Source organism: Aeromonas sp. OTU364, assembly GCF_038440395.1.
Taxonomy (GTDB): domain Bacteria; phylum Pseudomonadota; class Gammaproteobacteria; order Enterobacterales; family Aeromonadaceae; genus Aeromonas.
The window spans coordinates 1-25,645 of the sequence record NZ_JASATR010000032.1 but is presented as its reverse complement, the minus strand read 5'-3'; the positions used below and the strand labels follow the sequence as shown (position 1 = coordinate 25,645).

The window sequence follows — 25,645 nt, the reverse complement described above, 5'->3', positions numbered from 1 at the left end:
CCGCTTTCATTCCAGTCAGTCAAGACGGGATCAGATGGCATCGCCCATCTGGTCCATCTTGCCCAGCAGGGCGCGCAGACGTTCCTGCCAGGCAACGTGCTCGTTGCGCAGCTGATGGTTCTCGTCTTGCAGCTTGTTGTTCTGCTCTTTCAGCTCGTCCAGCTCCATTTTCAGCAGGGAGATGTTGTCGACGGCGGATTGTACTTTGGATTCGAGTTGCTCAAGGACTTCTAGTGACATATGCATACCTGTATGTTCAATTGCGATGCCCCACAGGGGGCGATTCAAGCGCGTGAAGCCAGCATACCCTGATGCGCTCGGCACAAACAAGCCAGCGCGTTGCAAAATGCGCCCTCCGTGCCGGTATTGCTTAAATATGCGTCGGTTTTTCTCGCAGGCGGCAGGAACCGCGATCCGGGACGCTCGCCGCGGCGTCACGGCCCCCTGCGAACCGGCTCCTCTCCCGCCGCCGGCATCAGCCGTGCAGGGCGATGAAGCCCCCCATCAACAGACAGGCCACCCCGTACATCAGCAGCCCGTAGAGCAGGTTCCAGCGCAGCAGCAGCCCGGCGCTCAGGTTGTAGCGGGAGGCCAGCGCCAGGTTGGAGCCGGAGAGCGGGCTGGTACCGGTGGCGAGCCCCCACCCCAGCAGGAAGCACATGCCGAGCAGACTGGGATCCGGTGACAACGGCCACAACAAGGGAGCCACCCCCGAGATACTGATGAGGGGGTGCACACCTATGATGGCGACCAGGAAGATGAGCAGCAAGGTGAGGGATGCCTCAAGCCAGCCGAAGTGGTTGAACAGCGGCAGGCCGTGACCCGCACCGAAGTCGATGACAGAGAGGGCGCTGTTGATGCCGGCAGCCAGCAGGCCAGCCCCGAGAAACAGCACCAGTTGGCCGCCGATGGCGGGGAAACGCTCCACCACCTGCCGCTTGAGGGCCGCCCCGCGCCCCTGGCTTGGCATGAAGAGCAACGCCAGCAAGGGGGCCACCAGGGCGATCACCGCCAGGATGCTGAGCCCGGGCCAGATCCGGTGGATCAGCAGCACCAGCAGCGCCAGGGTCACCGGCAACCCCAGGGTCTGCAGCCTCAGGGGATAACCTGCAAAGTCCGCCACCCCGAGCCGCTCCACCTGCCAGGCCGTCAGTCCCATGGCCAGCAGGGCGGCAAGGATGCCAAACGGCAAAATCTGGGAGAGCTGCAGGCCGGGGGCGTAAGTGAGCGCCACCGCCATGGCGACGAAGAAGGGGGACCAGAAGGCCGCGGCGCAGAAGATCCGGCTCAGCACCATGACCTGGCGCCGCTCAAGGGTACCGTTGCGCTCCAGCCGATCGCCGATGATGAAGAGCACCGAGAGGTTGATGACGGCACCGAGCAGATTGAGGCTGGCCATGGTGCTCCACAGCCCCTTGCGCCCGGACCAGGAGGCGGTGCCTGTCAGCAGACCCGAGGTGGCGAGGTTGAGGGTGCTGACGGCGGCAAACATGGTGAGCATGTTGATGTTGGGCAGCAGCCAGTCTCCGGGGCTGAGGCTGGCGCCGCGCCACCAGGAGAAGATCAGCAGCAGCAACGCCGCCCCGTAGAGCGCCAGCGCCTGACGACGGGCGGCACCCACCAGCCAGGGCCAGGTGAGCAGGGAGGCGGCCCAGGCCGCGACGGCGGCCGGCCAGGGGGAGAATCCCAGATAGAGGTGCAGCAGGTTGAGCAGCCACATCCCCAGGATCAGATAGCCTGACCAGCGCTTGACCATACGGCGGCCTCGGTCAGGGGATCAGAGACACTGATCCATGTCCAGGGAGGGTTTGTCGCACTCGGGTCGGCCCACTATCTTGGCGGGCACGCCGGCGACCGTGGTGTGGGGTGGCACCGGATTGATCACCACGCTGCCGGCCCCTATCTTGGCGCCGACCCCCACTTCGATGTTGCCGAGCACCTTGGCGCCCGCCCCTATCATCACCCCTTCCCGGATCTTGGGATGACGGTCGCCACTCTCCTTGCCGGTGCCCCCCAGGGTCACGCTCTGCAGGATGGAGACGTCGTTCTCGATCACCGCGGTCTCACCGACCACTATGCCGGTGGCGTGGTCAAACATGATGCCCTTGCCGATCCGCGCGGCCGGGTGCACGTCGACCCCGAACACCACGGAGATCTGGTTTTGCAGGTAGAGCGCCAGCGAGCGGCGCCCCTGGCGCCACAGCCAGTTGGCAACCCGGTAGCCCTGGAGGGCATGGAACCCCTTGAGGTAGAGCAGCGGCGTCGAGAAGAGGTCGACGGCGGGATCCCTGTCCTGTACCGCGCAGATGTCGGCGGCCACCGCGGCCAGCAACTCGGGTTCGCTGCGCAGGGCCAGTTCGATCACCTCGCGCAAGGCGATGGCCGGCATGGTGGTGCTGTCGAGCTTGTTGGCGAGCTGGAAGCTCAGCGCCGAGCGCAGATCGCTGTGGTTGAGAATGGTGGAGTGAAAGAAGCTGGCCAGCATGGGCTCCTGGGCCGCCATGCTCTGCGCTTCCTGCTGAATTTTTTGCCACGTCTGGGCAACCAGATCATCCATGTTGCAGCCTACTGTTGTTCAGGGTGAGTGCCTTGTTGTTCTTTTGTCAGCACCGAGATGGGGTCCATGTGGATGATCACATCCATCCGCTCAAAGGACTGGCGGACCGCCAGTTCAGCCTCGTCGGCTATCTGATGGGCCTTGACCAGGGGGAGCTGATCGTCAAGCTCCAGATGCAACTGCACGAAGCGGGTCGGCCCGGATTGACGGGTGCGCAGATCATGTACGCCGTGCACCCCCTCTACGGCACAGCAGAGCGCCATTATTCTCGCTTGTTCTTCCTCTGGCAACTGACGATCGAGCAGGGCCTGTACCGATTCGTAGCCGATCTGGACGGCACCCCACACCAGGAACAGACCGATCAGGATGGCGAACAGGCCATCGGCCCAGTACCACCCCTGCCCCGCCAGCACCAGCGCCACCAGGACACCGGCATTGAGCAGCAAGTCAGATCGGTAATGCAGCATGTCGGCCTTGATGGCCACGCTGTTGGTCTTGCGAATGACCAGGCTCTGGAAGCTGACCAGCAGCAGGGTCAGCAGGATGGAGCCGGCACTGACCCAGATCCCGGCCTCGAGCCGCACCACGGGAACCTGGTTCAGCATCGACGAGATGCCGTGCATCATCAGCAGCAGGGCAGAGCCCGAGATGAAGGCCGACTGGATCAGACCCGCCAGGGACTCCGCCTTGCCGTGGCCGAAGCGGTGCTCCTCATCGGCCGGCGCCAGCGCGTAGCGAATGGCCAGCAGGTTGATGATGGAGGCGCTCACATCCATGAAGGAGTCGGTGAGGGATGCCAGCAGGCTGGAAGAGTCCGTCATCAACCAGGCGATCAGCTTGCCCAGGATCAGCAGGGTGGCGGTGACGACCGCCGCCGTGCTGGCGAGGGTGACCCAGCGGGAATAGTGTTGGTGGCTCAAAACCGGCTTTCCTCTGACGCGTAAAAACTTATTATACCCTGACCCGAACGTCAGTTTGGCGCGCAACATCAACGGAGTGACCCCGAATGAACAAAATACTCCTGGTCGACGACGATCTCGAACTGACCCAGCTGCTCACCGAAATCCTGACCCTGGAAGGGTTTGACGTCACCGTCGCCGAGGATGGGGAGGAGGGGCTGCTGCGGCTGGCAGAGCAGGCATTCGATCTGGTGCTGCTGGACGTCATGATGCCCAGACTCAACGGGTTCGCCATGCTGACCAGGCTGCGCAAGACCCACGACACTCCAGTGCTGATGCTGACCGCCCGGGGCGACAGCCAGGACAGGGTCAACGGGCTCGAAGCGGGGGCCGATGACTATCTGGCCAAGCCCTTCGACGACAGAGAGTTGCTGGCGCGGGTGCGCGCCATCTTGCGCCGCACCCAGCATCCCTCCCCCCAGCGCGGCGCATCCGACGAGCTGCGCTTCATGGATCTGGTGCTGCAACCCGGCCTGCAGCAGGCCCGCTGCGACGATCAGCTGCTGGAGCTCACCGCCACCGAGTTCGGCCTGCTGGAGTGCCTGCTGCGCAGCCCGGGCCAGATCGTCAGCAAGAACCTGTTGTCAGAGCAGGTGCTTGGCAAGAAGCTCGAACCCTTCGATCGGGCCATCGACATGCACCTGAGCAACCTGCGCAAGAAGCTGCCTGAGCGCAGCGATGGCCAGCCCCGCTTCAAGACGGTGCGTGGCCGAGGCTACCTCTGGCTGGAGCAGGCATGAAAACGGCCCGCACCTTCAATGGCCTCTCCACCCAGATATTTCTCTGGTTCTGGTTCATGCTGCTGCTCGTGCTGGCCGCCGTGGTGACACTGCCCACCCTGGATCCCCGCAACACCATACCCCTGCCCGAGCACGAGATGGCCAGGATGAACAACAACCTGCGGGCGCTGCAGGCCGGTGCCGATCCGCACCAGGATTTCGATCTGCAGCAGGCCATCACGACGGCCGGGCTGTTGCCGGTGGACAACGTCTACCTGCGCGACGCCAAGGGCCAGATGCAATCCACCACCCGGCTGAGCAAGTTCGTCATCCGCTTCATGCTGGATGCCGACGACCCGGCCAGGCCCATGCTGGGCAGCGAACACCAGCGGGCCATCGCCGGCCCCTTCCTGATGCAGCACCACGGCCAGAGCTATCACGTCTACTTCGGGCTCAACGTCGAGAACTCCTATCTGTTCCTGTTCATCCAGATCCTGGATCACCCCATCCAGATCCTGGGCATCGCCATGCTGGTCAGCACCCCCCTCTGCCTGCTGCTGGCCTGGCGGCTGACCCGCCCCATACTGCAGTTGCAGCAGTCGGTCTCCCAGCTGGCGCAGGGCAAGCTGGAGACGCGGATCCCCAACCTGGGGCGGCGGGACGAGATAGGTCAGCTGGCGGATCATGTCAGCCACATGGTGGATACCCTCAAGCGCATGATCCAGAAGCAGAAGCAGCTGCTCTCCGACATCTCCCACGAGCTGCGCAGCCCCCTCACCCGCATTCAGCTGGCGCAGGCCTTGATCCGCCGCAAGCAGGGGGACAGCTCGGAGCTGGCGCGGATCGAGAGCGAAATCGCCAGGCTCGACAAGCTGATCGGGGATCTGCTGGACCTGTCCCGGGTCCAGCAGCACGTGGAGGCCCCGGTGACCCTGCCGCTGGCGGATCTGCTGGAGCCCATACTGGACGACGCCATGTTCGAGGCCAACCAGAACGGCAAGCAGCTCAGGCTGCCGCCGCTGCCGACCGAATCGCTGCGGATGTGGCCCGAGCTGCTGGCGAGGGCCCTGGAGAACCCGCTGCGCAATGCGCTCAAATATGCCCGCGAGTTCATCAAGGTGGATTGGTATCAGGAGGGACGGGAGTGGGTGATGACCATCAGGGATGACGGCCCAGGCGTGCCGGTGGAGCAGCAGCCCATGCTGTTTCTGCCCTTCTTCCGGGTGGACGATGCCCGCAACGCCAAGACAGGGGGCACAGGTCTCGGTCTCGCCATCGCCGCCGAGGCGATCCAGCGCCATGGCGGCACCATCAAGGCCAGCAACAATCATCCGACCGGGCTCGTCATCACCATACGCCTGCCCATGGCGTGAGCCACCCCTTTTCATCGGCACGGGCGCTGGGTATGCTGGCGCCCGTTTCGCACCACCCCAGCCCCGCATCAGGATCCCGTCATGCTCGACATAGTGCTCTATCAACCGGAAATCCCGCCCAACACCGGCAACATCATCCGCCTCTGTGCCAACACCGGCTACCGGCTGCACCTGATAGAGCCCCTGGGTTTTGCCTGGGATGACAAGCGGGTGAAGCGGGCCGGGCTCGACTATCACGAGTTTGCCGAGGTGAAGCGCTGGCCGAGCTATGAGGCCTTTCTCGCGGCCGTGGCCCCCAAGCGGGTATTCGCCTGCACCACCAAGGGGCGCACCGCTCATTCGGCGGCGCAGTTCGCCCCGGGGGATGCCCTGCTGTTCGGGCCTGAGAGCCGCGGATTGCCGGCGGAGATCATCGAGAGCCTGCCGTTCGAGCAGCGGCTGCGCATTCCCATGCTGCCCCAGAGCCGCAGCATGAATCTGGCCAACGCGGTCGCTGTCTTCGTCTACGAGAGCTGGCGCCAGTTCGGCTATGAGGGATCTCTCTAGCCTCCGTCGGCGCGGCGCCCTCAGAGGCGGTGCCGACCATGAGACCCCGTCAGGCGGGTTCCCGGCCTTGACCCAGCAGGCGGCCGTCACGCTCCAGTTGCCAGCATAGCCAGCCCAGAGTCAGGCCCCGCCCTGTCATCAGCGCCGCCATGGTGGCCCACAAGGCCGCCACGCCCCACCCCTGGCACAGCCACCAGATCGGGAAGAAGCCGGCAAACACCGCCACCAGCATGCTGTTGCGCATCTCGCGAGCCCGGGTTGCCCCGATGAAGACCCCATCCAGCAGGAAGCACCAGACCGCCAGCAAGGGCATGGCGATGAGCCAGGGCAGTTGGCGGTTCGCCTCGGCGATCACCGCAGGGATGTCGGTGATATGGGCGATGAGCTGGCGCCCCCCCAGGGCAAACCCCAGGGCGAAGGCGATCGCGATCAGCAAGGCCCAACCCAGGTTGAGGACTATGGCCTCCCGCAGCCCCTGCCTGTCCCGCCGTCCTATGGCACGCCCCACCATGGCTTCCACCGCGTAGGCAAAACCGTCCAGCCCGTAGGAGATCAGCATCAGGAAGTTGAGCAGCACCGCATTGGCGGCCACCGCCACATCCCCCAGCCTGGCCCCCTGCAGGGTCATGAAGGCGAAACAGAGCTGCAGGCAGAGGGAGCGGATGAAGATGTCCCGATTCAGGCCGAGCAGCCGCCGCACCGCGGGCCATCGCCACCAGCGCGACCAGGCGTTCTGCCACACCTCGGACGGGAGATGGCGCAGGCGGCGGCTCACCAGCCAGAGCCCCACCCCGAGCGAGCAGTAGTCCGCCAGCAGAGAGGCGGCAGCCACCCCCCTGACCTGCCAGCCCAGCCCCAGCACGAACCAGGCATCCAGCACCATGTTGACCAGGTTGCTCAGGATCAGCAGCAGCATGGGGCTGCGCGCATCCTGCATGCCCAGCAGCCAGCCCATGATGACCAGGTTGCACAGGGCCGCCGGGGCGCTCCAGATCCGCACCGAGACATAGTCTCCGGCATAGACCTGCACCTCGGGGGATCCCCCGCTGAGCCCTATGATGGCCGGCAAGAAAGGCAGCACCAGCAACAGCAGGGCCAGCCCCAGCCCGACGGCGAGGCCGAGCGCCCGCGCCAGGGTGTCCAGCTGCCCCTCGGCGCTGGCGGCGCCCTGGGCCTGGGCGGTCAGGCCAGTGGTGGACATGCGCAGGAAACCGAGCAGCCAGAACAGGAGGTTGATGAGGGTTGCCCCGACCGAGACGCCCCCGAGGAACCAGGCCTGACCGAGATGACCGATCACCCAGGTGTCCACCAGGCCGAGCAAGGGGGTGGTGACGTTGGAGAACACCATGGGCAGGGCCAGGGCAAACACGGCCCTGTGGCGGCGAGGATCCCTCAGCCAGGACGGCATCAAGCTAGGCACGATCGGCGCCGGCGGCTCACTCGTCGGCCAGCCGCACTATGCGTGCGAAGTCGGAGACCATGGTCTGCATGTCCACATGAGGCACCTCACCCGGGGCCACCTTGGGACGGAACATGGCCACCAGCTTGCCCTCGGGGCTGATCAGCACGATCGAGGCCGAGTGGTCTATGAGGTAATCCTTGCGTTCGCTCTCCACGATGGAATAGACGAGGCCAAGGTTGCGCACCAGGGGGAAGAGGGCGCGGTGGGGGCCGGTCGCCGCCTTGAACTCCGGATGGAAGAAGGCGGTGTAGCTCTTGAGACGGGCGCTGTCGTCCCGCTGGGGATCCGCCGAGACGAAGACCACCTGGCTGCTGGGCGAGATCTTCTTCAGATCCGGGTAGATGGAGCGCAGATCCGCCAGGGCGGTCGGGCAGACGTCGGGACAATAGGTGTAGCCGATGAACAGGAAGGTCCAGTGCCCCGCCAGATTGGCGGCGGTGAAGGGCTTCCCATCCCCATCCGTGAGGGTGAAGGGATTGATGTCGCGCCCTACCGGATAATAATCCGCCTGCGCAGGCAGGGAGGGTTGGCTCCAGTAATAAGCCGCCATTATGCTGCCGACGAAGAGCAACAACAGCAGGGAAAAACGTGGTTTAACCATATAAAACAGAACCTTGCTAGTTCAACCAGCCAGATGGCGGGGCCAATGAAGGGCTATTGTAACCCGCCAGGCCCCGTTTCTGCCTAGTCCCGAGTCCGGATCCCGGTCAGGAAAGGGCCCCATAGGGAGGAGACAACCGCCATCTCCCGGCCTTGGCGGGGATAAAGAAAAGCCCCACACAGGGTGGGGCTCACACACTGTTCGGGGGACTGGCTCAGGGTCGCAGTCTTCGCTGCCCCTGGGGGCGCCGTATAGTGGCGCGCAGCGGAATGACCGGGGCCGTCCAGGGAGCATCTGGCAAACCTATGTCGTGGTGGCGGCGGAACAGACGAACCAGGCGGACAATCTTGTCCTTGGGGCACCCCAGCCAGATGGTCCAGCCATCGCCCTTGTGATAGACCCAGAGCGCATAAAACCACGTCATCCGACTGCCCTTGATGAATCGGGTGATGGAGGATGCGGGGGTTGCGGTTGCGGCCGGACCCGGATCCCACGGCGAGCTTGAAGCCATACCTGTCCTCCTTGCTCAACAGGCCACGCCGACCAGTGTGACTGCCATCGGGAGGCAGACCAGGCACCGTCGCGTACTGACTGTATTGAGTCGTCCTGCTGCCTGACGACTCTCCTGTCCCGCACCGCCCCAGCCGTGATGCATCCCTGCTACCCATGCTGACCTGGCGGCACACTCAAGGTCATGGCGGTTATCCGGCCATGACACTGCGGGCCTTCTCAAAGGATATATCCGAAATGCACGATGCGTGGCGGTACTGTTTGCGGTGGATCTGGGTGGCGGCAATGGCGGGGATCGGGGAGGAAAGGAGATCGGGGAAAACGCACAAACGAAGGGGCCTCCCGCAGGAGGCCCCTTGGCATGTTCGATGGCTACATCCAGTCGGCGTTGCGAATGACCCCGACCGCCAGCCCTTCGATGGTCAGGTGCTGGCTGGAGAGATCCACCTCGATGGGGGAGAGATCCTCGTTCTCCGGCAGCAGCCACACCTGGCTGCCCTTGCGCTGGAAGCGCTTGACGGTGACGTCTTCATCGAGACGCGCCACCACCACCTGGCCGTTGCGCACCTCCTGGGTCTTGTGCACCGCCAGCAGATCCCCATCCATGATGCCGATGTTCTTCATGCTCATGCCCTGCACCCGCAACAGGAAGTCTGCCCGCGGGTGGAACAGGGCGGGATCCACCTGATAGTGGCTCTCGATGTGCTCCTGGGCCAGGATGGGCTCGCCGGCCGCGACCTTGCCGATGAGCGGCAGGCCGTTCTCTTCTGGCGCTGCCTCCTCTTCCTCGAGCAGCAGGCGGATGCCGCGGGAGGTGCCGGGCATGATCTCGATGACCCCTTTCTTGGCCAGGGCCTTCAGATGTTCCTCGGCCGCATTGGCCGACTTGAAGCCAAGCTTCTGGGCGATCTCGGCGCGAGTCGGCGGCATGCCGGTCTCGCTCATGTTCGCCTTGATAAGCTCCAGCACTTCAGCCTGGCGGGGGGTAAGGGGTTTCATAGCATAGGCACCTGTCTTTTTATACAGCACACTGGCAGTATATACAGTGCTGTGGCCAAGGCAAGGCGTTGCTGATATTTGTCCCCACCTTGTCGCAAAATTCCCGCACCTTCTATCCTGAAAAGGCACTCATCCTACCTCTCGGCGACAAGCCGTCGGTGATTTGCTATGCTCACGCCGCATTTTTTTGGAGAGCAGACGCACATGTCCCTTGGACAGAACATTTCCAGAGCCATCCTGCAATGGCCGGTCAGTGGCTTGGTCAATCACAAGAGCCTGCCGGAAAATCCCATCACGGAGCTCAAGCTGGATCCGGCCAGACCCATAGTCTACGCCCTGAAAACCAGCTCGATCACCGACCTGATGACCCTGCAACAGTGCTGCGAGGATCTCGGCCTGCCCGGCCCCTTCACGCCGCTGGAGCTGGGTGGCCAGCTGCTGCCGCGCTACGTCTGTCTGGACCGTCCGCCTCCCCTGTTTGGCACGCGCAACAAGCCGCTGCCCTTCCTGCAGGAGTTCCACCATCTGCTGGACCTGCACAAGCAGGATCCCGAGCTGGATATCCAGGTGGTGCCCGTCACCCTGTTCTGGGGGCGCGCCCCCGGCCGGGAAGGCGAGGAGGCCTCCGGCTGGAACATCATCAGCAGCCTGGCCCCGAACCGGCTCAAGAAGGCGCTGATCGTGATCCTGAAAGGGCGCGAAAACCTGGTGCGCTTCTCACCGCCGCTCTCATTGCGCTACATGGCGGACAAGCACGGCACCGACGAGGCCATCGCCCACAAGCTGGCGCGGGTGGCCCGCACCCACTTCAGTCGCCAGCAGCTGGCGGCCACCGGTCCCAAGCTGCCGAACCGCAACCTGCTGTTCAAGCAGTTGCTGGATTCGAGCGTGATCCAGCAGGCCATCGAGGAAGAGGCCAGACGGGAGGGGATCAGCCTCGAAAAAGCCCAGAAACGCGCCCACGGCTACATGGACGAGATCGCCTCCAACTTCTCCTACCGGCTGATCCGGCTCGGGGAGAGCTTCCTCGGCTGGCTCTGGAACAAGCTCTACCGCGGCCTCTCGGTCAACGGAGCAGAGCAGGTGCGCCAGCTCGCCCAGGAAGGGCACGAGATAGTCTACGTCCCCTGCCATCGCAGCCACATGGACTACCTGCTGCTCTCCTACGTCATCTATCACCAGGGCATGGTGCCGCCCCATATCGCGGCGGGCATCAACCTCAACTTCTGGCCGGCGGGCCCCATCTTCCGCCACGGCGGCGCCTTCTTCATCCGCCGCACCTTCAAGGGCAACCCGCTCTACAGCACGGTATTTCGTGAATACCTGAACCTGCTGTTCGCCAAGGGCTACTCGGTGGAGTTCTTCACCGAGGGTGGCCGCTCGCGCACCGGCCGCCTGCTGCCCCCCAAGACCGGCATGCTGGCGATGACACTGCAGGCCATGATGCGCGGGCTGGACAGGCCGGTCACCCTGGTGCCCGTCTATCTGGGCTACGAGCACGTGATGGAGGTGAACACCTACCACAACGAGCTCAAGGGGAGCCGCAAGGAGAAGGAGAGCTTCCTGCAGGTGCTCGGCATACTGCGCAAGCTGCGCAACTATGGCCGGGGCTTCGTCAACTTCGGCGAGCCGCTGACCCTCAACAGCTACCTCGGCGAGCACGTGCCGCACTGGAAGGAGAGCATTGGCCGGGAGGAGCGCCCGGAATGGATGGCTCCCACCGTCAACCAGCTGGCCGAGCTGCTGATGACCCGGATCAACGATGCCGCCGCCGTCAACGGCCTGACCCTGAGTGCCCTGGCGCTGCTGGCCGCCGAGCGCCATGCCCTGACCCGGGACGAGCTGCAGGCCCAGATCAACACCTATCTGGACCTGCTCAAGCAGGTGCCCTACAGCCCCCAGAGCACCATGCCGGACGAGGATGCCAGAACACTGCTGGATCAGGCCATGGAGCTCAACAAGTTCGAGGTGAGCGAGGACAAGCTGGGGCAGATCATCAGCCTCGATCGCTATCAGGCGATCCTGCTGACCTACTACCGCAACAACATACTCCACCTGTTCGCCCTCCCCTCCCTGGTGGCGGCCCTGATCGAGCGCTGCGAAGGGATCTCCCGCGGCGAGATCGTCGCCCGCTGCATCGACATCTACCCGCTGCTCAAGACAGAGCTGTTCCTGCGCTACGAAGAGGACGAGCTGCCGGAGCTGGTCGATGCCCTGCTGGCCGAGCTGCAACGCCAGCAGCTGATCGAGGCGCGCGACGGCGGCTACTGGGTCAATCCGGGCAACCAGATGCGCCTGCTGCTGCTGGCCGAGAGCATTCAGGAGACGCTGCAACGCTACGCCATAGTGCTGACCCGGGTGCTGGCCCAGCCCCACATAGAGGCGGAGCAGCTGGAGGCGGACGGCCTGATGATGGCGGAGCGACTCGGCACCCTGCACGGCATCAACGCCCCCGAGTTCTTCGACCAGAAGCTGTTCAGCACCCTGATCCACACCCTGCGCAGCGAAGGCTATCTGGATCCGGGCTGCAAGCCGGATCTCGGCCGCTTCCAGGCCCTGGCCGACAACATAGTGCCGCTGCTGAGCAACAAGATCCGCCGCACCATACAGGCGGGCAACCGGCTCTGACCTCAAGAAGAGCCAGCCACAGAGCAACAAAAAGGCCGCATCATGCGGCCTTTTTTATCGACAGGGGCTGCTCACAGGTAGTGGGCGATCACCCCGAACAGCACCAGGGCCCCCACATAGTTGTTGTTGAGGAAGGCCTGGAAGCAGGCCTCCCGCTGGCGCTCCCGGATCAACCGCTGCTGATAGACGAACAGCGCCGCCGCCCCCAGCAGACCCCAGTAATAGCCGGACCCCAGCGCCATCAGCTGACCCACCAGCAGCAGGATGAGCAGGGTTGCCAGCTGCAACACGCCGATGATCCGCTTGTCGTGACGGCCGAACAGGATGGCGCTCGACTTGAGCCCGAGCTTGAGGTCATCGTCCCTGTCCACCATGGCGTACTGGGTGTCGTAGGCGATGGTCCACAGCAGGTTGGCGAGAAACAGCAGCCAGGCGACGGGCGGCAGGGCATTGGCCTGGGCCGCATAGGCCATGGGAATGGACCAGGAGAACGCCATCCCGAGCACCAGCTGCGGGATGGGAATGAAGCGCTTCATGAAGGGGTAGCAGACCGCCAGCAGCAGACCGGCGAACGACAGGCCTATGGTGAGCGGGTTCAGGGTCAGCACCAGGGCGAACGAGATGAGCGCCAGCACGGCGAACAGGATCAGCACCTCCCGTTCGTCGACCCGGCCCATGGGCAGCGGTCGCCCGGCGGTGCGTTTCACGTGGCCGTCGAAGTTGCGATCCGCATAGTCATTGATGACGCAGCCCGCCGAGCGCATCAGGAAGACCCCCACCACGAACACGGTCAGGATCCAGGGATCCGGCAGGCCGCCCGCCGCGAGACAGAGCGCCCACAGGGTCGGCCACAGCAGCAAGAGGGTGCCGATGGGCTTGTCGATGCGGGCCAACTGCACATAGGCCAGTCCCCGCTCCTTGGTTAACAGCTTCACTCCAGCTCCTTATGCGATGGCAGCGAATGAGACGATAGCGAGGGCAGGAAGAGTTCGTGGACCAGCAAGGGCCACTGCCCCAGATAGAGACGGGAGCGGCGCCCCCAGACGGTGGCGGCCTGGCACCAGGGATTGCTCGCGATCTCGAAGCAGGCCAGTTGCAGGTGATCCCGCCGTGCCGGTGCATCACCGAAGATACGCTCCCCCAATGGCTGCTCCCCCAGATCCTGCAGGCCGCTCCCTTGCAGCGCCGCCTCGGCAAACAGGGTCCAGCCCAGAATGGCCGGCCCGGCATCACCGTGCAGGATCACCTCGCGGCAGATCCCCACGGGATCCGCAACGGCCACCAGCGTCTGCTCGTCCGCCCCCAGCGACACGCTGCGATTGCCGAGCAGTTGCACCGAGAGGTGACTATTGTAACGCCGCAGGCGCCGGGTCATGGAGTCGGCCTCCAGCAACCAGGGGCGCAGTGCCTCGGGGGGGTCACACTCTGCGGGTGCCCGCCAGGGGACGAGCTGGATGAGGGGAACAGTCAACTCGGACTTCACAGCTTCACCATCCGGAGATTTCCGTTGTCAGGTTAAAATCCCGTTTATTATCCGTAAATCAATGGCGAATTGTAAGAACATCCGTGCTTGACGGCCCCGATGGCAGCATCAAAAATGGGGCATCCGTCGCTGCCGAGCCATCTAGATGAAGATCTTCAGAATTCTGCTGGTGTTATCCCTGGGTTGTACCCTGTTGAATACCCACGCCTTCGCCAACGAGGAAGCGGCCGCCGATCCGGCCTCCGCCGCCGTCCAGCCGGGATTCGCCTATCACGCGCTGGATCCGGACATCATCACCAACTACCTCGGCGATGGCAAAACCCTGGGCTATGTGCGGGTGACGGTGGAGCTGATGGCCGAAAACGCCGCCGATCTCAAGTTGCTGGAGCAGCACGACCCCCTGATCCGCGACGCCATCATCCGCCTGATTGGCAGCAAGACGGGTGCCCAGATCAAGTCCCTGGTGAGCCGGGAAGAGCTGCGCAAGGAGTGCGAGGCCAAGGTCAACGAACTGCTGGTCAGAGAGACCGGCAAGAAGGCGGTACGCGAGCTCATCTTTACCAAGTATCTTTATCAGTAATGAACCGCGAGCAGGGTGCCGACCGGCAGTCTGCTCTCCCTGCCGCTCCCATTCACTGTCGAGGAAGTCATCGTCATGGGCCACAAGACGCTGTGTGAATGGCGCCGTCACGAGATCCCCGCCGATCTCAAGACACTGCGCAAGATATTGCGCAAACCCAAGTTCGTGTGCGGCAAATGCGCCCGCAGCGCCAATGACAAAGAGTACCTGTGCCAGCCGCTACGGCTGAAGGATAAAGGGGAGTAAGTCCCCCGCAGCCCGCCGCGCAAGCGTCTGAAGAAGGGGGGGCCCTATTGATCGGTCCAGCCCTGACGGCCCTGCGCAAACAGTCTGCGGGCCTGGACGTCATTGGGGCAGACACCGCGGTACTCCTCCCCCGATCGCCCGGCCAGATAGAGGTGCTCCGGGCGGCAATACCAGGCCAATCCCTTCTGGCGGCCCTGCTGCCACATGGCAACGTCCACCTTGTCGCCGCACTGGGTCTGGTGGAATGCCACCCTGTCATCGGCAAACCCCAGCTTGCCATCGGCTTCCCCGACGTCGCTCCACACCTTTTCGCAGGGATCGTCCGAGTTGGAGACACAGCCCCCGAGCAGGGTGGCACAGAGCATGATGACGAGTGAGCGCATAATCATCCTTGGGCGTTGTTTGAGTGGTTCATGGCGTCTCTGGCCTGACGGGCATCCCTCTTCCCACAGCGCCATTTGAGCAGTCCATTCTAACCAGAGCCTCGCCCGGCCACCAAGGGGCATGCTGCCTAACGCACAAAAAATCGGGCGGGCCACCAGGCCCGCCCGCACGCGTTACAGGGAGTCATTGATCGTCGAGGGGGTCATAGTCCTGCCAGCCCTCGTCGTCCAGCTCCTCCAGCTCGTCTTCCCAGGATTCCGGCTCCCACTCATCGTCGAGCTCGAAATCCGGCGTCTGCGTACCCATGCTCATTCTCCTTGGATAGTGCACCGGCCTTCAAAGTCTATCCAGAAAAATGGGGCTCGCCAGTGGTGCCGGTCAGAGCCTGATCAGGGTGCGCCCCGCTACCCGACCCTGGGTGATGGCCTCGGCGGCCTCCACCACCTGCTCCAGCCCGATCTCGGTGACCGCCTGGGCGAAGAGGCTGGCGGGCAGATCCCGCGCCAGTCGCTGCCAGGCCAGTTGACGGCGCGCCAGCGGGCACATCACCGAATCCACCCCCTGCAAGCGCACGTTGCGCAGGATGAAGGGCATGACGCTGGTGGGCAGATCGAAGCCGCCCGCCAGACCGCAGGCGGCCACGGCGCCACCATAGTTCATCTGGGCCAGCAGCTTGGCCAGCACCTGACTGCCGACGGTGTCGACGGCACCGGCCCACAGTTGTTTCTCCAGCGGCTTGGCTGGCTCCAGCAGTTCGCTGCGCGGCACTATGCGGCTGGCACCCAATGCCATCAGCATGGCGCCCTGCTCCTCGGGACGGCCGGTCAGGGCCGCGACGCGATAGCCCAGCGCAGACAGCAGGGCGACGGCTGTGGTGCCCACTCCACCGGCGGCACCTGTCACCAGCACCTCACCACTGTCGGGGGTTATGCCCGCCTCTTCCAGAGCCAGCACGCAGAGCATGGCGGTGAGGCCGGCGGTGCCGATGCACATGGCTTGGCGCTCATCCAGCCCGGCCGGCAGCGGCACCAGCCAGTCGGCCTTGACCCGCGCCTGTTCGGCCATGCCGCCCCAGTGTCCTTCCCCCACGCCCCAACCGGTCAGTACCACCTTATCGCCGCTCTGGTAGCGGCTGTCGGCCGACTCCAGCACAGTGCCGACGAAGTCGATGCCCGGCACCAGCGGCCACTGGCGCACTATCTTGCCCTTGCCGGTGATGGCCAGCCCGTCCTTGTAGTTGAGGGAGCTGTAGCTCACCGCCACCCGCACCTCCCCCGTCGGCAGCTGGCTCTCGGCCAGTTGGGTCAGAGTTGCCTTGGTCTTGCCATCTTGGTTGTCCAGTAACAGAGCCTTGAACATGCTTGCCTCTCGATGTTGTGGCGTCACCCATCAGGTGCTTTGACGCCTTTGCAGTTGAAAATCCAGGGTCAGGGCCAGGCCGGCCACCGTCTCGCCTGCCAGCTGACGCAGGATGAGATCGGCCGCCTCCTGGCCCATCTGGTGATAGGGGATCCTGACCGAGGTGAGCGCCGGATAGCAGGCCCGTGCCACGTCCAGATCGTCGAAACCGGCGATGGCGAGCTTGCCCGGCACGTTCAGGTGACGGCGCTGGCTCTCGAACAGCACGCCCGCCGCCAGCTCGTCGTTGACGCACACCAGCGCATCCAGCTCGGGCCAGCGCAGCAGAAACTCCCCCAGCATGGCCGCCCCCGTGCTGAAACTCGGCAGCTCCGAGGTGTTGATGATGGAGTCGGGGGAGAGGTAGTTGTCCAGCAGCGCCTTCTGCCAGCCCTGCATGCGCTGTTGCAGCATCCACTGCTCCTGGCGGGCACAGAGAAAGCCGATGTTGCGGTAGCCGCGCTCGATGAGGTGACGGGTCAGCTGATAGCCGGCGTCGAAGTTGGAGACCCCCACGTTCATGTCGATGGGTTGGCGCGCCATGGCGCCCACCTCCACCACCGGCAGGCGGGCGGCCTTCAACCGGGTGCGTATGGTTTCGCCGGGATCGCCGCCAAACAGCACCACGGCGGCCGGGTTGTGCTGCAGGAAGTTGCTGAGCAGGCTCTCTTCCTGCCGCTTCAGGTGCTGGGCGTCCCCCAGCATGATCTGGTAGCCCTCGGCGAGCAGGGTCTGCTGCAGACCGGCTATCATGTCGCCGCAGGCGCGCTCCGCCAGGCTGGGGACTATGACCACTATGGTCTGGGAGGTGGCGGAAGCCAGCGCCCCCGCCGCCCGGTTGGGGATATAGCCGAGTTCATCCACCGCCGCCTCGATGCGCTCGCGCATCTTGTCGGATACCAGCTCCGGGGTACGCAGGGCGCGCGACACCGTCATGGCCCCCACCCCGGCCAGCTGGGCCACTTCGTTGAGGGTCACCCGACCCGTGCTACGGCGTTTCTTCGCTTCTGACATCCTTTCCCTTCCTCGGCATGCGGGTACTCACTTTAAGGCAAAAGTGCAGCACTGACTATTTGCTCAAGCCGGATTTTACCTCCTTTGGCCGAGTGACGGGGCAAGATGAATCCCGCTCATGGCATAAATGATAGCGCTATCACAGATCGATGTTAGCGCTATCTGGTAGCGCTAACTTTCGAGATCCAGCTCACGGTTATCCACCGGCGAGATCGCTAGATTGGCGCCATCTCATCCAGCCGGACACTGCCATGCTGACTCAATTGCTGACCGAGGAGGTCATTTCCATCGAAGCGGGGGCCCGCGACTGGCGCCATGCCATCGAGCTCGCCACCGCTCCCTTGCTGGCCAACGGCATCATAGCGCCCTCCTATGTGGCGGCGCTGTTTCGCTCCCACGAGGAGCTCGGCCCCTACTACGTGCTGGGCCCGGGCCTGGCCATGCCCCACGCCCGCCCGGAAGACGGCGTCAACCGGCTGGGGCTGGCGCTGACAGTGCTGAAGGAGGGGGTCAACTTCGGCTCCGAGGGCAACGACCCGGTCCGGTTGCTCATCACCCTGGCCGCCAGCGACGGCAACTCCCACGTGGAGACCATAGCCCGGCTGGCCGAGCTGTTCATGAACGAAGAGGACGTGGCGGCCATCATGGCGGCCGACACCAAAGACGACATCCTGCGCATACTGGCGCGTTACTGAGCGGCGCCCTGCGCCCGACTGAGGAAAATGACAATGAACATTCTGGTTGTATGCGGACACGGCCTGGGCACCAGCCTGATGATGGAGATGAGCATCAAGAGCATCCTCAAGGATCTGAGCGTCACCGCCGAGGTGGATCACCGGGATCTCGCCTCCGCCGGCAGCGAGACCGCCGACATCTTTATCGCCACTCGGGACATCGCCGAGCAGTTGCAATCCATGGGGGTCAACGGCCGGTTGGTCTCCCTGGACAACATGGTCGACAAGGCCGCCATGAAAGAAAGGCTCGCCACCGCCCTGCGCGAGCTGGGCGCACTCTAATCCTTTTGCAACTCTCTGGGCGGCCTGCGGGCCGCCCCTTTCCTCTGATTGGAGCTGACCATGGAATTTTTCAATTTTCTGATGTTTGACGTGCTGTCGGAGCCGGCCGTGCTGGTCGGCCTGATCGCCCTTATCGGCCTGATTGCCCAGAAGAAACCCGTGACCGAGTGCATCAAGGGCACGGTCAAGACCATCATGGGCTTCGTCATCCTGGGGGCCGGTGCCACCCTGGTGGTGAACTCGCTGGGCGACTTCGCCGCCATCTTCCAGCACGCCTTCGGCATCAAGGGGGTGGTCCCCAACAACGAGGCCATCGTCTCCATCGCCCAGCAGTCGTTCGGCAAGGAGATGGCGATGATCATGTTCTTCGCCATGCTGGTGAACATCCTGATCGCCCGCCTCACCCCCTGGAAATTCATCTTCCTGACCGGTCACCACACCCTCTTCATGTCGATGATGGTGGCGGCCATCCTCTCCGCCGGCGGCATGAGCGGCATTCCGCTCATCGCGGTGGGCAGCCTGGTGGTCGGCGTGACCATGGTGCTGTTCCCGGCTCTCGCCCACCCCTACATGAAGCAGATCACCGGCTCGGACGACGTGGCACTCGGCCACTTCTCCACCTGCTCCTACGTGCTGGCCGGCTGGATCGGTGCCAAATTTGGCAACAAGGCCCACAGCAGCGAAGAGGTGCAGGTGCCCAAGAGCCTGCTGTTCCTGCGTGACACCCCGGTGGCCATCTCCTTCACCATGGGCATCATCTTCCTCATCACCTCCGCCTTCGCCGGGCCCGAGTTCGTCGCCAGCGTCGCCAAGGGCAAGCACTGGTTCATGTTCTCCCTGATGCAGTCCATCACCTTCGCCGCCGGGGTCTACGTCATCCTGCAGGGGGTGCGCATGGTCATCGCCGAGATAGTGCCGGCCTTCAAGGGGATCTCCGACAAGCTGGTGCCAAACGCCAAACCGGCGCTCGACTGCCCCATCGTCTTCCCCTACGCCCCCAATGCGGTGCTGATCGGCTTCCTGTCGAGCTTCGCCGCCGGCCTGGTGGGCATGGTGCTGCTCTATCTGCTGGGGCTCACCGTCATCATTCCGGGGGTGGTGCCGCACTTCTTCGTCGGCGCGGCGGCCGGTGTGTTCGGCAACGCCACTGGCGGCCGTCGCGGCGCCCTGCTGGGAGCCTTCGCCAACGGCCTGCTGATCACCTTCCTGCCGGTGTTCCTGCTGCCGGTGCTGGGGGATCTCGGCTTTGCCAACACCACCTTCAGCGATGCCGACTTCGGCGTGGTGGGCATACTGCTGGGCCTGATAGTGCGCTGAAGTCACCTCATCCAGGCAGTCAGCAGGCGCGGTCTATGGACCGCGCCTGCTGTTAGCGGCAGCCCCCACCCCATCGACGCCGAAAATATGTGCAAACACAGTGCGTTGGATCGGATTTTCAGCCCACAGCGGCAGCATCTGACGGGGGAGTGCGATATGCTGATGCGCTGACGTTCCACCCGACCTCACCCGAGGCCTCTTCCATGAAATACCTGGTAGTACAAACCAAACAGATAGGAGATGTGCTGATCTCCACCGCACTGTGCAACAACCTCAAGCAGCACGACCCCGCCGGGGAGGTTCACTATCTGGTCATGGATTACTGCGCGGGGATGGCGGAGGGGAATCCCAACATAGATCGATTGATCGTCATCGAGAAGGCGCGCCGCAACGAGTGGCGCTACATGAAAGAGTTGCTGCTGGGCATTCGTCGCGAGCGCTACGACGTGGTGATCAACAGCCAGGGCCAGATGATAGGCCTGCTCACCTGCCTCATCTCGGGGGCAACACTGCGGATCGGCTTCGACTCCTTCCCCTGGCGACTCGGCCACAACCGCATAGTGCGCTTTCGCCACGACACCGAACATCAGGGCAACAGCACTCTGGTGGATGACAGGTTCTCGCTGCTAAAACCCCTGGGGCTCGCCAAGGAGGATCGCAACTACTATCTCTGGCTGAGTGAAGCGGAGAAGCAACGGGGACGGGAGACACTGCAGGCCGCCGGCATAGATACGGGCAGGCCGCTGATCGCCATGGGGGTCAACTCCCTTGGGCACTACAAGCGCTGGCCCATCGACTGTTTCGCCGAGGTCGCGCGCTGGCTCATCGAGCAGCACCACGCCCAGATCCTGATCTACTGCGGCCCTGGGGAGGAAGAGTACAACCGCAGCCTGAAGCCCTTGCTGCCAGGGACGCTGCAGACCAGCGTGTTTGACCGCATACAGACCCGCTCGGTGCGCGAATTGGCAGGGCTTATCGCCCACTGCCAGCTGTTCGTCGGCAACGACACTGGTCCGCGGCATATCGCACAGGCGCTGGACATACCGCTGCTGACCATAGTCTCTCCCCTGGGGCACTCCGCCATTGCCAATCCCGTCTCTCATCCCCGCTATCGATTCATCGATACCAACCATCAGGATCCGCAGCAGGAAGTCCTGGCCGTTCAACACCAGCTGAGCATGCTCTGGGACGAAGTGACGCAGCCCCATGGCAAGCCGGAAGAGCCGACCCCCGACCTTATGCCAGTCAGGTAGTCGACAGCGCCAGGTCGTCACTTCCTCAGACGGAAGAACTCCTTCTGCCACTCATAGAGGTATCCGGACCACCCCTTGGACTTGGCCCGCAGGAAGATGAGACCGGATGAGCGCTTCCAGCTGTGCTGGAACCAGTGCGTCATATAGCGCTCCGTGGCGGGCTCAAAATGGATCGCTTCCCCCTGATAGTTGTAAAAGTAATGAACCGGGGCGATCAGGGCGGCATCGCCGGACTGCGCCAGCTTGTCTGCCACCAGTCTGGTCATGATCTCAGGCCCCATGTACATGGGGGAGGACATGATCTCCTCTTCATAGAACCGCACCAGCTCGGACAACATCACCGACTCTTTCCTGGCGTAGATGACAGCAGTGCCAACCAGCCGATCGGACTCGTAGCCTGCGCCAAACGCCACTGACTCGAAGAGCGGGAAGGGATCCTGGTTGATGGTGACATCGGTATCCAGATAGAGACCCCCTTCCTGGGCGAGGATCTTGAGGCGCAGGTAATCGGTCACGAAGGCCAGCAAGCCCCGTCGATAGCACTCCCGTGCAAAGGTGCACTCCTGGATCCAGCGCTTTATCTGCGGGTCCGTATCCAGCCACAGCTTGTAGTCGTAACCCTGCTTTCGCCAGTCGTCGATGCACACATGGGCCAGAGGAGGCAGCCGGTTGCCCAGCCAGATGGCGTGAATGGTTTTATTGGTCGCGCTCATGACTTGCCCCCGCACTGCTTCATGTTCCACAGGGTCATTCTGATAAACCGGTAGAAGCGGTACAGCTCACGGGTCAATTTGAACCCCAGCGGCACCTTCTTCAGTTCGACCTGATTCTGGATGTCGCTGCCCATGTCCCGCGGACTGTAGATGGCATAGGGGATAAGGCCGGTGCAGATGAGGCCGGTACGATAGGACTCACCGATGAAGTTGTCGACCGAGCAGAGCCATCGCTTGCTGTGCGCCAGCAGGCGGCGAGCCCCCTGGGGCGAGATGCTGTAACCCGTGGTCCAGCAGGAGTTGTTGTGCCAGAACATCAGCTGCATGTTGTCTATGGTGGTCAGTGCGGTGGCCGACCCGACCTGGGGTTCCACCTTCACATACTCATACTGCTCATGGACCTTGGGCAGGGTCCCCAGTACCTCTTCAAAATACTGGGTAGGCAGGAAGTCATCTTCCAGAATGAGGATGGGCTCATTGAGTTCGACGCACTTTTCCCACAACAGGAAGTGGCTGGCATAACAGCCCTTCTCCCCCGGGGTCAGTGGCCGGCTCCTGAAACGGATCCTGTGCTGGTCATCCGGCAAGGCCTGCAGCCGCTCAGGGAGACCTTCAAAGCCATTCACCGCATTGAAAAACTCGAAATCGATGCCTCTGGCCGCCAGGACGGACTCGACGCGACTGCGCCGCTCGACGGCCCGCTCCAGACTAATGACGTAAATTTTCATGACCTTCCCTTGCAAACTGCTTCAGTTCTCCATGCAGTGCAACCGAGTAGATGGCGCCCATGAAGACGCTGAATACCCACTGCCCGGAGCGCATGTAGAAAAAGGATTCGAAGTTGTTGATGATGAGCCAATAGATGATGAAAGAGATGGTCAGCATCTTGATGAAACGTGAAGAACTCGAACAGGACAACACCTGACGGGCCACGGTGAAGAGTGTGCCATAGAGCACCAGGAATCCGGCGATACCCCAGCACACCAGGGTCTCCATGTTGGAGTTGTGCAGATGACGGAACTCCTGAGTGATGTAGTCCGGCAGGGTCTTGGACAGGGTAATGACCAGTGATTGACTGCCATAGCCGGTGCCGAAGAGCGGGTGTGCCAGGAACCACTGGATGGCCTCCAGCCAGGTCTTCAATCTCACCCCTATGCTGAAATCCCGCACTTCTACCCAGTTGCCCGTCAAGATGGCATGCAGATCCCCTTGATGTACAAAGCCTGACAGCAGCCTCTCCCTGATGAACGAGACCTGATAGAGGGCCAGCATGGTCACCAGCAAGATGACGTAGGTCATGACCACCTTGCGTGTTGGCCAATGGTCCCCCCCCCCCAGCAAGGGAAGAATGGCCAGGGAGACCGAGATGGCCAGCCAGGACTGGCGGGATTGCAGAATAATGGAGAAGACGCCGAACAGCACTATGCCGAGCAGGATCCCGGCATTGGCCAATGACAGCTTCTTGAATTTTGAGGTGAGCAGCAACAGGACAAAAAACAGGAAACAGGCCCCCGCGATCAGGGAGCCATGCTGGGCATTGCGGTAATTGAAATCCACCCTGGCACCGTCGAGCCCCGTCTCGAAGATGGAGAAAAAGGCCGAGTGGTAGGCAAAGGTGAAGACCACCCCGACGCAGAAGGTCAGCAAGGTGATGACGATGCGGCGCGGCTCCCCTTTCAGCCAGTAGGCGAGGCCGATGAAGAAGAAGAGGTAGGCCATCGACTTCACCGAAGGGTACTTGAGGGCATAGTCATGGACATAATATCGCGATGACACCCAGCTCAGACACTGCACCACCACGGCCAGACAGAGCAGTTGAAAGACTCTGTTTTTTATGAAAAAAGCCCTGTCCACATAGAATGCCAGCAGGGTCGAGAAGACGATGATGGTCTGGCAGACATCGGCGATCAGCTGTATCGAATCCTTGAACAGGGTGTAACCCAGAATATTCAGGAAGATGAAGTTGCCGAACGCCTTGCCGTGAAAAAAGCCGAGAAAATCGTGATTCGTCGACAGGGTCTGATCTTTCATCCCGAGCAATGTGTATTTTCCCATCAAGATTTTCTGAAGACATAGTTGCCACGGATCTTGCGCCACAACCCGAACATGTCGGTGCGGGGGAAGATGGCGATCCGGCGGATCTGGAGCGGATCCCGATGCATGGCCCTGGGGCCGCTGTTGGTGGCCACAGCATAGCGGTAGCCGGCGGCACAGGCCTCGGCTTTCGCGCTCTCGTTCAGATCCCCGTAAGGGTAGGCAAACGACAGGAGCGGCTGGCCAAGCAGCCGTTCCAGCCTCTCCTTGTTGGCCCGGATCTCCTGTGCCTGTTCCTCTGGGGAGAGCGTGCTCAGGCGCGGGTGCGTCAGGGTGTGGCCACCGATCTCCACGTGACCGGAGGCCACCAGCGCCTTGATCTCATCGCCATTCATCAGGGCCACAGGCGTATCGGGGTGGGTCGGATGCTCCACGTCCCAGCGATTGTGATCCTCGCCGGTCACTATGTACACCACCGCCTTGTAACCATATTTTTCCAGCAGAGGCAGCATGCGGGTGAGATTGTCCCGATAACCGTCGTCGACGGTGATCATCAGGTACTTCTTGCCGTATTGCAGCCGGTGGATAAACCCTTTCTCTGCCAGATCGGCGAACGTCAGGGTCTCGTAACCCAGCCACTTCATCAGCTTGAGGTGTTTCTCGAACATGGCGATGGGCAGCCAGGTGCCGTGCACCCCCTTCTCGCTCTCCTGCTCGATGAAGCGGTGATACATGATGACTGGCATCTCCCGGCGCAGGGTCTCGACCACGGCATCCTGATAGATGGACTCGAGCCCGCTCACCACCTCCTGCAAGTCATACTCCTGCCGGATGCGCTGGCGCAGGCTGTCCGGCACGCTCTTGCTCGCCAGCGCCGGGACTATCTGCCCCTTCAGCGCGGCAAAATCGATGGCCAGATCGCTGGGCCCTATGTCGCCGAAGTTGCTGGCCAGCGCCTCATCCAGATTCTGTTCGGTCACCAGCCCGATGGCCTTGGCCTCGCCGATGGCAAACGCCAGACGGCCGCACAGCAGGGCTTCCATCGCCACCCGGCCGGCGCCGATCACCAGATCGCACTGTGCCAGCAGGGCGGGCACATCATCCACATAGCCGACGAAATCGACCTTGTCCTGGAAGCGGGCAAAGCGCTCCGGCACTCGGGTGCCGCTGACGACACGGACTTGGCAGGCGTCCAGATCCAGCACCTCCTCCAGCAGGCGATAGCAGAGCTCCCCCTTGGGGCCGCTCAGTCGACCTATGATGGCGATCACCGGCTTGGGATTATCCGGTGCAGGCACAGGCTGGAATTTGTCGGTTTCGATACCGTTGCGCAGCACTTGCACCATGGCGGGATCCACCCCCAGGTTGTCGATGATCTGGCGGGCGATATCTTCACAAACGGCAACCGCCCGATAGCCGAGGGCATGGAAGGCCTTGCGGGAGGCATGCACCGGCTGACGGCCATGAACTGTGGTGATCATGGGGGTGCCGGTCAGCTTGCAGGCTACGTAGCTGCTCCAGCCGGAGGCGCGGGAGTGGGCATGGACCAGCTGGATGTGGTGCTTCCTGATGAGATAGATGAGGTAAAACACATGCCAGAAGCGGCGCAGTATGCTGCGTTTGTTGAACCTCAGCTTGAATACGGGCCCTTGCGTGGGCTTGGTCAGGGTATCTGACACGTAAAAGACGTTGTGACCACGCCGGGTCAGCTCGTTGCCGACCGTGGTGGCATAGACCTCAGCTCCCGTGACTTCGAGCTGGGAGAGTGCCATCAATATGTTCATGCAAGCGCATCCGATCGACGGGGGGGCCCCGGGGGGCGCCGGGGGGGGGGGCCGGGGGGCTGGGGGTGG

Annotated in this window: 28 protein-coding genes; 10 read left to right on the top strand and 18 right to left on the bottom strand. The window is 63.0% G+C overall.

The features are described 5' to 3' along the window. Positions 1 to 30: 30 nt before the first annotated feature. The 4 genes from AAHB08_RS20830 to fieF all read right to left on the bottom strand — a co-directional run bounded on the left by AAHB08_RS20830 (position 31) and on the right by fieF (position 3,477). Entirely contained in the window at positions 31 to 240 is a 210-nt protein-coding gene (locus AAHB08_RS20830; protein ID WP_025325277.1) for a cell division protein ZapB, read from the bottom strand. Between the two features lie 235 nt (positions 241 to 475). Continuing rightward, positions 476 to 1,756: a hypothetical protein gene (locus AAHB08_RS20825; protein WP_342059960.1), complete on the bottom strand. Its 1,281-nt coding sequence runs from the start codon at positions 1,754 to 1,756 to the stop codon at positions 476 to 478. Positions 1,757 to 1,777: 21 nt separating this feature from the next. Then, positions 1,778 to 2,557 carry a serine O-acetyltransferase gene (cysE, locus tag AAHB08_RS20820; RefSeq protein ID WP_025325275.1) on the bottom strand — a complete coding sequence of 260 codons (780 nt, stop codon included), beginning with the start codon at positions 2,555 to 2,557 and terminating at the stop codon, positions 1,778 to 1,780. A gap of 8 nt (positions 2,558 to 2,565) precedes the next feature. Beyond that, entirely contained in the window at positions 2,566 to 3,477 is a 912-nt protein-coding gene (gene fieF, locus AAHB08_RS20815; protein WP_205642766.1) for a cation efflux pump FieF, read from the bottom strand. A gap of 86 nt (positions 3,478 to 3,563) precedes the next feature. Here fieF and AAHB08_RS20810 point away from each other — a divergent pair, with 86 nt between their 5' ends. The 3 genes from AAHB08_RS20810 (at position 3,564) to trmL (ending at position 6,154) form a co-directional block, all read left to right on the top strand. Further along, on the top strand, positions 3,564 to 4,256 hold the full coding sequence (locus AAHB08_RS20810) for a response regulator (RefSeq protein ID WP_139437775.1): 693 nt from the start codon (positions 3,564 to 3,566) through the stop codon (positions 4,254 to 4,256). Next, positions 4,253 to 5,608, top strand: coding sequence for an ATP-binding protein (locus tag AAHB08_RS20805; RefSeq protein WP_265436767.1), 1,356 nt, complete (start codon positions 4,253 to 4,255; stop codon positions 5,606 to 5,608). Before AAHB08_RS20810 ends, AAHB08_RS20805 begins: the two co-directional genes overlap by 4 nt. A gap of 81 nt (positions 5,609 to 5,689) precedes the next feature. Continuing rightward, positions 5,690 to 6,154 carry a tRNA (uridine(34)/cytosine(34)/5-carboxymethylaminomethyluridine(34)-2'-O)-methyltransferase TrmL gene (trmL, locus tag AAHB08_RS20800; RefSeq protein ID WP_139437779.1) on the top strand — a complete coding sequence of 155 codons (465 nt, stop codon included), beginning with the start codon at positions 5,690 to 5,692 and terminating at the stop codon, positions 6,152 to 6,154. A gap of 49 nt (positions 6,155 to 6,203) precedes the next feature. Here the strand turns inward: trmL and AAHB08_RS20795 are convergent, their stop codons facing one another. The 4 genes from AAHB08_RS20795 to lexA all read right to left on the bottom strand — a co-directional run bounded on the left by AAHB08_RS20795 (position 6,204) and on the right by lexA (position 9,726). Continuing rightward, entirely contained in the window at positions 6,204 to 7,562 is a 1,359-nt protein-coding gene (locus tag AAHB08_RS20795) for an MATE family efflux transporter (protein ID WP_342059961.1), read from the bottom strand. A 28-nt stretch (positions 7,563 to 7,590) separates the two neighbouring features. Then, entirely contained in the window at positions 7,591 to 8,217 is a 627-nt protein-coding gene (locus AAHB08_RS20790) for an SCO family protein (protein ID WP_139437782.1), read from the bottom strand. 214 nt (positions 8,218 to 8,431) lie between these two features. Further along, positions 8,432 to 8,641, bottom strand: coding sequence for a hypothetical protein (locus AAHB08_RS20785; RefSeq protein ID WP_234567867.1), 210 nt, complete (start codon positions 8,639 to 8,641; stop codon positions 8,432 to 8,434). Between the two features lie 458 nt (positions 8,642 to 9,099). After that, positions 9,100 to 9,726 (bottom strand): transcriptional repressor LexA, encoded by a 627-nt coding sequence (lexA, locus tag AAHB08_RS20780; protein WP_025325267.1) that lies wholly within the window; start codon positions 9,724 to 9,726, stop codon positions 9,100 to 9,102. Positions 9,727 to 9,930: 204 nt separating this feature from the next. Here lexA and plsB point away from each other — a divergent pair, with 204 nt between their 5' ends. After that, entirely contained in the window at positions 9,931 to 12,354 is a 2,424-nt protein-coding gene (plsB, locus tag AAHB08_RS20775; RefSeq protein WP_342059959.1) for a glycerol-3-phosphate 1-O-acyltransferase PlsB, read from the top strand. A gap of 71 nt (positions 12,355 to 12,425) precedes the next feature. Here plsB and ubiA read toward each other — a convergent pair whose 3' ends face one another. Both ubiA and AAHB08_RS20765 read right to left on the bottom strand, forming a co-directional pair. Continuing rightward, positions 12,426 to 13,289: a 4-hydroxybenzoate octaprenyltransferase gene (gene ubiA, locus AAHB08_RS20770; RefSeq protein WP_247627783.1), complete on the bottom strand. Its 864-nt coding sequence runs from the start codon at positions 13,287 to 13,289 to the stop codon at positions 12,426 to 12,428. Beyond that, on the bottom strand, positions 13,286 to 13,837 hold the full coding sequence (locus AAHB08_RS20765; RefSeq protein WP_139437788.1) for a chorismate--pyruvate lyase family protein: 552 nt from the start codon (positions 13,835 to 13,837) through the stop codon (positions 13,286 to 13,288). The genes ubiA and AAHB08_RS20765 overlap by 4 nt, the downstream gene beginning before the upstream one ends. 145 nt (positions 13,838 to 13,982) lie before the next feature. On the opposite strand from AAHB08_RS20765, the gene AAHB08_RS20760 reads away from it, so the two are divergent. Both AAHB08_RS20760 and AAHB08_RS20755 read left to right on the top strand, forming a co-directional pair. Then, entirely contained in the window at positions 13,983 to 14,417 is a 435-nt protein-coding gene (locus tag AAHB08_RS20760) for a flagellar basal body-associated protein FliL (RefSeq protein WP_139437790.1), read from the top strand. Positions 14,418 to 14,432: 15 nt separating this feature from the next. Beyond that, positions 14,433 to 14,663: a hypothetical protein gene (locus tag AAHB08_RS20755; RefSeq protein ID WP_342059962.1), complete on the top strand. Its 231-nt coding sequence runs from the start codon at positions 14,433 to 14,435 to the stop codon at positions 14,661 to 14,663. Positions 14,664 to 14,707: 44 nt separating this feature from the next. On the opposite strand, the gene AAHB08_RS20750 is transcribed toward AAHB08_RS20755, so the two are convergent. From AAHB08_RS20750 to AAHB08_RS20735, 4 genes are all read right to left on the bottom strand, one after another. Continuing rightward, positions 14,708 to 15,052: a DUF2799 domain-containing protein gene (locus tag AAHB08_RS20750; protein ID WP_139437792.1), complete on the bottom strand. Its 345-nt coding sequence runs from the start codon at positions 15,050 to 15,052 to the stop codon at positions 14,708 to 14,710. A 178-nt stretch (positions 15,053 to 15,230) separates the two neighbouring features. Then, entirely contained in the window at positions 15,231 to 15,353 is a 123-nt protein-coding gene (locus AAHB08_RS20745; RefSeq protein ID WP_080675028.1) for a hypothetical protein, read from the bottom strand. Positions 15,354 to 15,425: 72 nt separating this feature from the next. Beyond that, positions 15,426 to 16,406, bottom strand: coding sequence for an acrylyl-CoA reductase (NADPH) (gene acuI, locus AAHB08_RS20740; RefSeq protein ID WP_342059958.1), 981 nt, complete (start codon positions 16,404 to 16,406; stop codon positions 15,426 to 15,428). 30 nt (positions 16,407 to 16,436) lie between these two features. Further along, positions 16,437 to 17,459: a LacI family DNA-binding transcriptional regulator gene (locus AAHB08_RS20735; protein ID WP_342059957.1), complete on the bottom strand. Its 1,023-nt coding sequence runs from the start codon at positions 17,457 to 17,459 to the stop codon at positions 16,437 to 16,439. Between the two features lie 251 nt (positions 17,460 to 17,710). Between AAHB08_RS20735 and AAHB08_RS20730 the strand changes: the two genes are divergently transcribed. The 4 genes from AAHB08_RS20730 (at position 17,711) to AAHB08_RS20715 (ending at position 21,045) form a co-directional block, all read left to right on the top strand. Beyond that, positions 17,711 to 18,154 carry a PTS sugar transporter subunit IIA gene (locus AAHB08_RS20730; RefSeq protein ID WP_342059956.1) on the top strand — a complete coding sequence of 148 codons (444 nt, stop codon included), beginning with the start codon at positions 17,711 to 17,713 and terminating at the stop codon, positions 18,152 to 18,154. Between the two features lie 33 nt (positions 18,155 to 18,187). Continuing rightward, positions 18,188 to 18,475: a PTS sugar transporter subunit IIB gene (locus AAHB08_RS20725; protein WP_342059955.1), complete on the top strand. Its 288-nt coding sequence runs from the start codon at positions 18,188 to 18,190 to the stop codon at positions 18,473 to 18,475. Between the two features lie 60 nt (positions 18,476 to 18,535). Further along, positions 18,536 to 19,792, top strand: a complete 1,257-nt coding sequence (locus AAHB08_RS20720) for a PTS ascorbate transporter subunit IIC (RefSeq protein ID WP_016349012.1) — start codon at positions 18,536 to 18,538, stop codon at positions 19,790 to 19,792. A 203-nt stretch (positions 19,793 to 19,995) separates the two neighbouring features. Beyond that, positions 19,996 to 21,045, top strand: a complete 1,050-nt coding sequence (locus tag AAHB08_RS20715) for a glycosyltransferase family 9 protein (RefSeq protein ID WP_342059954.1) — start codon at positions 19,996 to 19,998, stop codon at positions 21,043 to 21,045. Between the two features lie 17 nt (positions 21,046 to 21,062). On the opposite strand, the gene AAHB08_RS20710 is transcribed toward AAHB08_RS20715, so the two are convergent. From AAHB08_RS20710 to AAHB08_RS20695, 4 genes are read right to left on the bottom strand one after another with little or no spacing between them, the layout of a single operon-like run. After that, positions 21,063 to 21,758, bottom strand: a complete 696-nt coding sequence (locus tag AAHB08_RS20710; protein WP_342059953.1) for a glycosyltransferase family 32 protein — start codon at positions 21,756 to 21,758, stop codon at positions 21,063 to 21,065. Next, positions 21,755 to 22,486, bottom strand: a complete 732-nt coding sequence (locus tag AAHB08_RS20705; protein ID WP_265436761.1) for a glycosyltransferase family 25 protein — start codon at positions 22,484 to 22,486, stop codon at positions 21,755 to 21,757. The genes AAHB08_RS20710 and AAHB08_RS20705 overlap by 4 nt, the downstream gene beginning before the upstream one ends. Beyond that, positions 22,467 to 23,813 (bottom strand): O-antigen ligase family protein, encoded by a 1,347-nt coding sequence (locus AAHB08_RS20700; RefSeq protein WP_342059952.1) that lies wholly within the window; start codon positions 23,811 to 23,813, stop codon positions 22,467 to 22,469. The genes AAHB08_RS20705 and AAHB08_RS20700 overlap by 20 nt, the downstream gene beginning before the upstream one ends. Then, a complete protein-coding gene (locus AAHB08_RS20695) occupies positions 23,813 to 25,576 on the bottom strand; it encodes a polysaccharide deacetylase family protein (protein ID WP_342059951.1) in 1,764 nt (587 codons plus the stop codon). Before AAHB08_RS20695 ends, AAHB08_RS20700 begins: the two co-directional genes overlap by 1 nt. Positions 25,577 to 25,645 lie beyond the last annotated feature (69 nt).

What these genes read in the sequence shown, in the direction of transcription:
- AAHB08_RS20830 (WP_025325277.1), bottom strand. Translation starts at nt 240, where the DNA reads ATGTCACTAGAAGTCCTTGAGCAACTCGAATCCAAAGTACAATCCGCC.
- AAHB08_RS20825 (WP_342059960.1), bottom strand. Translation starts at nt 1,756, where the DNA reads ATGGTCAAGCGCTGGTCAGGCTATCTGATCCTGGGGATGTGGCTGCTC.
- cysE (WP_025325275.1), bottom strand. Translation starts at nt 2,557, where the DNA reads ATGGATGATCTGGTTGCCCAGACGTGGCAAAAAATTCAGCAGGAAGCG.
- AAHB08_RS20810 (WP_139437775.1), top strand. Translation starts at nt 3,564, where the DNA reads ATGAACAAAATACTCCTGGTCGACGACGATCTCGAACTGACCCAGCTG.
- AAHB08_RS20805 (WP_265436767.1), top strand. Translation starts at nt 4,253, where the DNA reads ATGAAAACGGCCCGCACCTTCAATGGCCTCTCCACCCAGATATTTCTC.
- trmL (WP_139437779.1), top strand. Translation starts at nt 5,690, where the DNA reads ATGCTCGACATAGTGCTCTATCAACCGGAAATCCCGCCCAACACCGGC.
- AAHB08_RS20795 (WP_342059961.1), bottom strand. Translation starts at nt 7,562, where the DNA reads ATGCCGTCCTGGCTGAGGGATCCTCGCCGCCACAGGGCCGTGTTTGCC.
- AAHB08_RS20790 (WP_139437782.1), bottom strand. Translation starts at nt 8,217, where the DNA reads ATGGTTAAACCACGTTTTTCCCTGCTGTTGTTGCTCTTCGTCGGCAGC.
- AAHB08_RS20785 (WP_234567867.1), bottom strand. Translation starts at nt 8,641, where the DNA reads ATGACGTGGTTTTATGCGCTCTGGGTCTATCACAAGGGCGATGGCTGG.
- lexA (WP_025325267.1), bottom strand. Translation starts at nt 9,726, where the DNA reads ATGAAACCCCTTACCCCCCGCCAGGCTGAAGTGCTGGAGCTTATCAAG.
- plsB (WP_342059959.1), top strand. Translation starts at nt 9,931, where the DNA reads ATGTCCCTTGGACAGAACATTTCCAGAGCCATCCTGCAATGGCCGGTC.
- AAHB08_RS20760 (WP_139437790.1), top strand. Translation starts at nt 13,983, where the DNA reads ATGAAGATCTTCAGAATTCTGCTGGTGTTATCCCTGGGTTGTACCCTG.
- AAHB08_RS20750 (WP_139437792.1), bottom strand. Translation starts at nt 15,052, where the DNA reads ATGATTATGCGCTCACTCGTCATCATGCTCTGTGCCACCCTGCTCGGG.
- AAHB08_RS20745 (WP_080675028.1), bottom strand. Translation starts at nt 15,353, where the DNA reads ATGGGTACGCAGACGCCGGATTTCGAGCTCGACGATGAGTGGGAGCCG.
- acuI (WP_342059958.1), bottom strand. Translation starts at nt 16,406, where the DNA reads ATGTTCAAGGCTCTGTTACTGGACAACCAAGATGGCAAGACCAAGGCA.
- AAHB08_RS20735 (WP_342059957.1), bottom strand. Translation starts at nt 17,459, where the DNA reads ATGTCAGAAGCGAAGAAACGCCGTAGCACGGGTCGGGTGACCCTCAAC.
- AAHB08_RS20730 (WP_342059956.1), top strand. Translation starts at nt 17,711, where the DNA reads ATGCTGACTCAATTGCTGACCGAGGAGGTCATTTCCATCGAAGCGGGG.
- AAHB08_RS20725 (WP_342059955.1), top strand. Translation starts at nt 18,188, where the DNA reads ATGAACATTCTGGTTGTATGCGGACACGGCCTGGGCACCAGCCTGATG.
- AAHB08_RS20720 (WP_016349012.1), top strand. Translation starts at nt 18,536, where the DNA reads ATGGAATTTTTCAATTTTCTGATGTTTGACGTGCTGTCGGAGCCGGCC.
- AAHB08_RS20715 (WP_342059954.1), top strand. Translation starts at nt 19,996, where the DNA reads ATGAAATACCTGGTAGTACAAACCAAACAGATAGGAGATGTGCTGATC.
- AAHB08_RS20710 (WP_342059953.1), bottom strand. Translation starts at nt 21,758, where the DNA reads ATGAGCGCGACCAATAAAACCATTCACGCCATCTGGCTGGGCAACCGG.
- AAHB08_RS20705 (WP_265436761.1), bottom strand. Translation starts at nt 22,486, where the DNA reads ATGAAAATTTACGTCATTAGTCTGGAGCGGGCCGTCGAGCGGCGCAGT.
- AAHB08_RS20700 (WP_342059952.1), bottom strand. Translation starts at nt 23,813, where the DNA reads ATGGGAAAATACACATTGCTCGGGATGAAAGATCAGACCCTGTCGACG.
- AAHB08_RS20695 (WP_342059951.1), bottom strand. Translation starts at nt 25,576, where the DNA reads ATGAACATATTGATGGCACTCTCCCAGCTCGAAGTCACGGGAGCTGAG.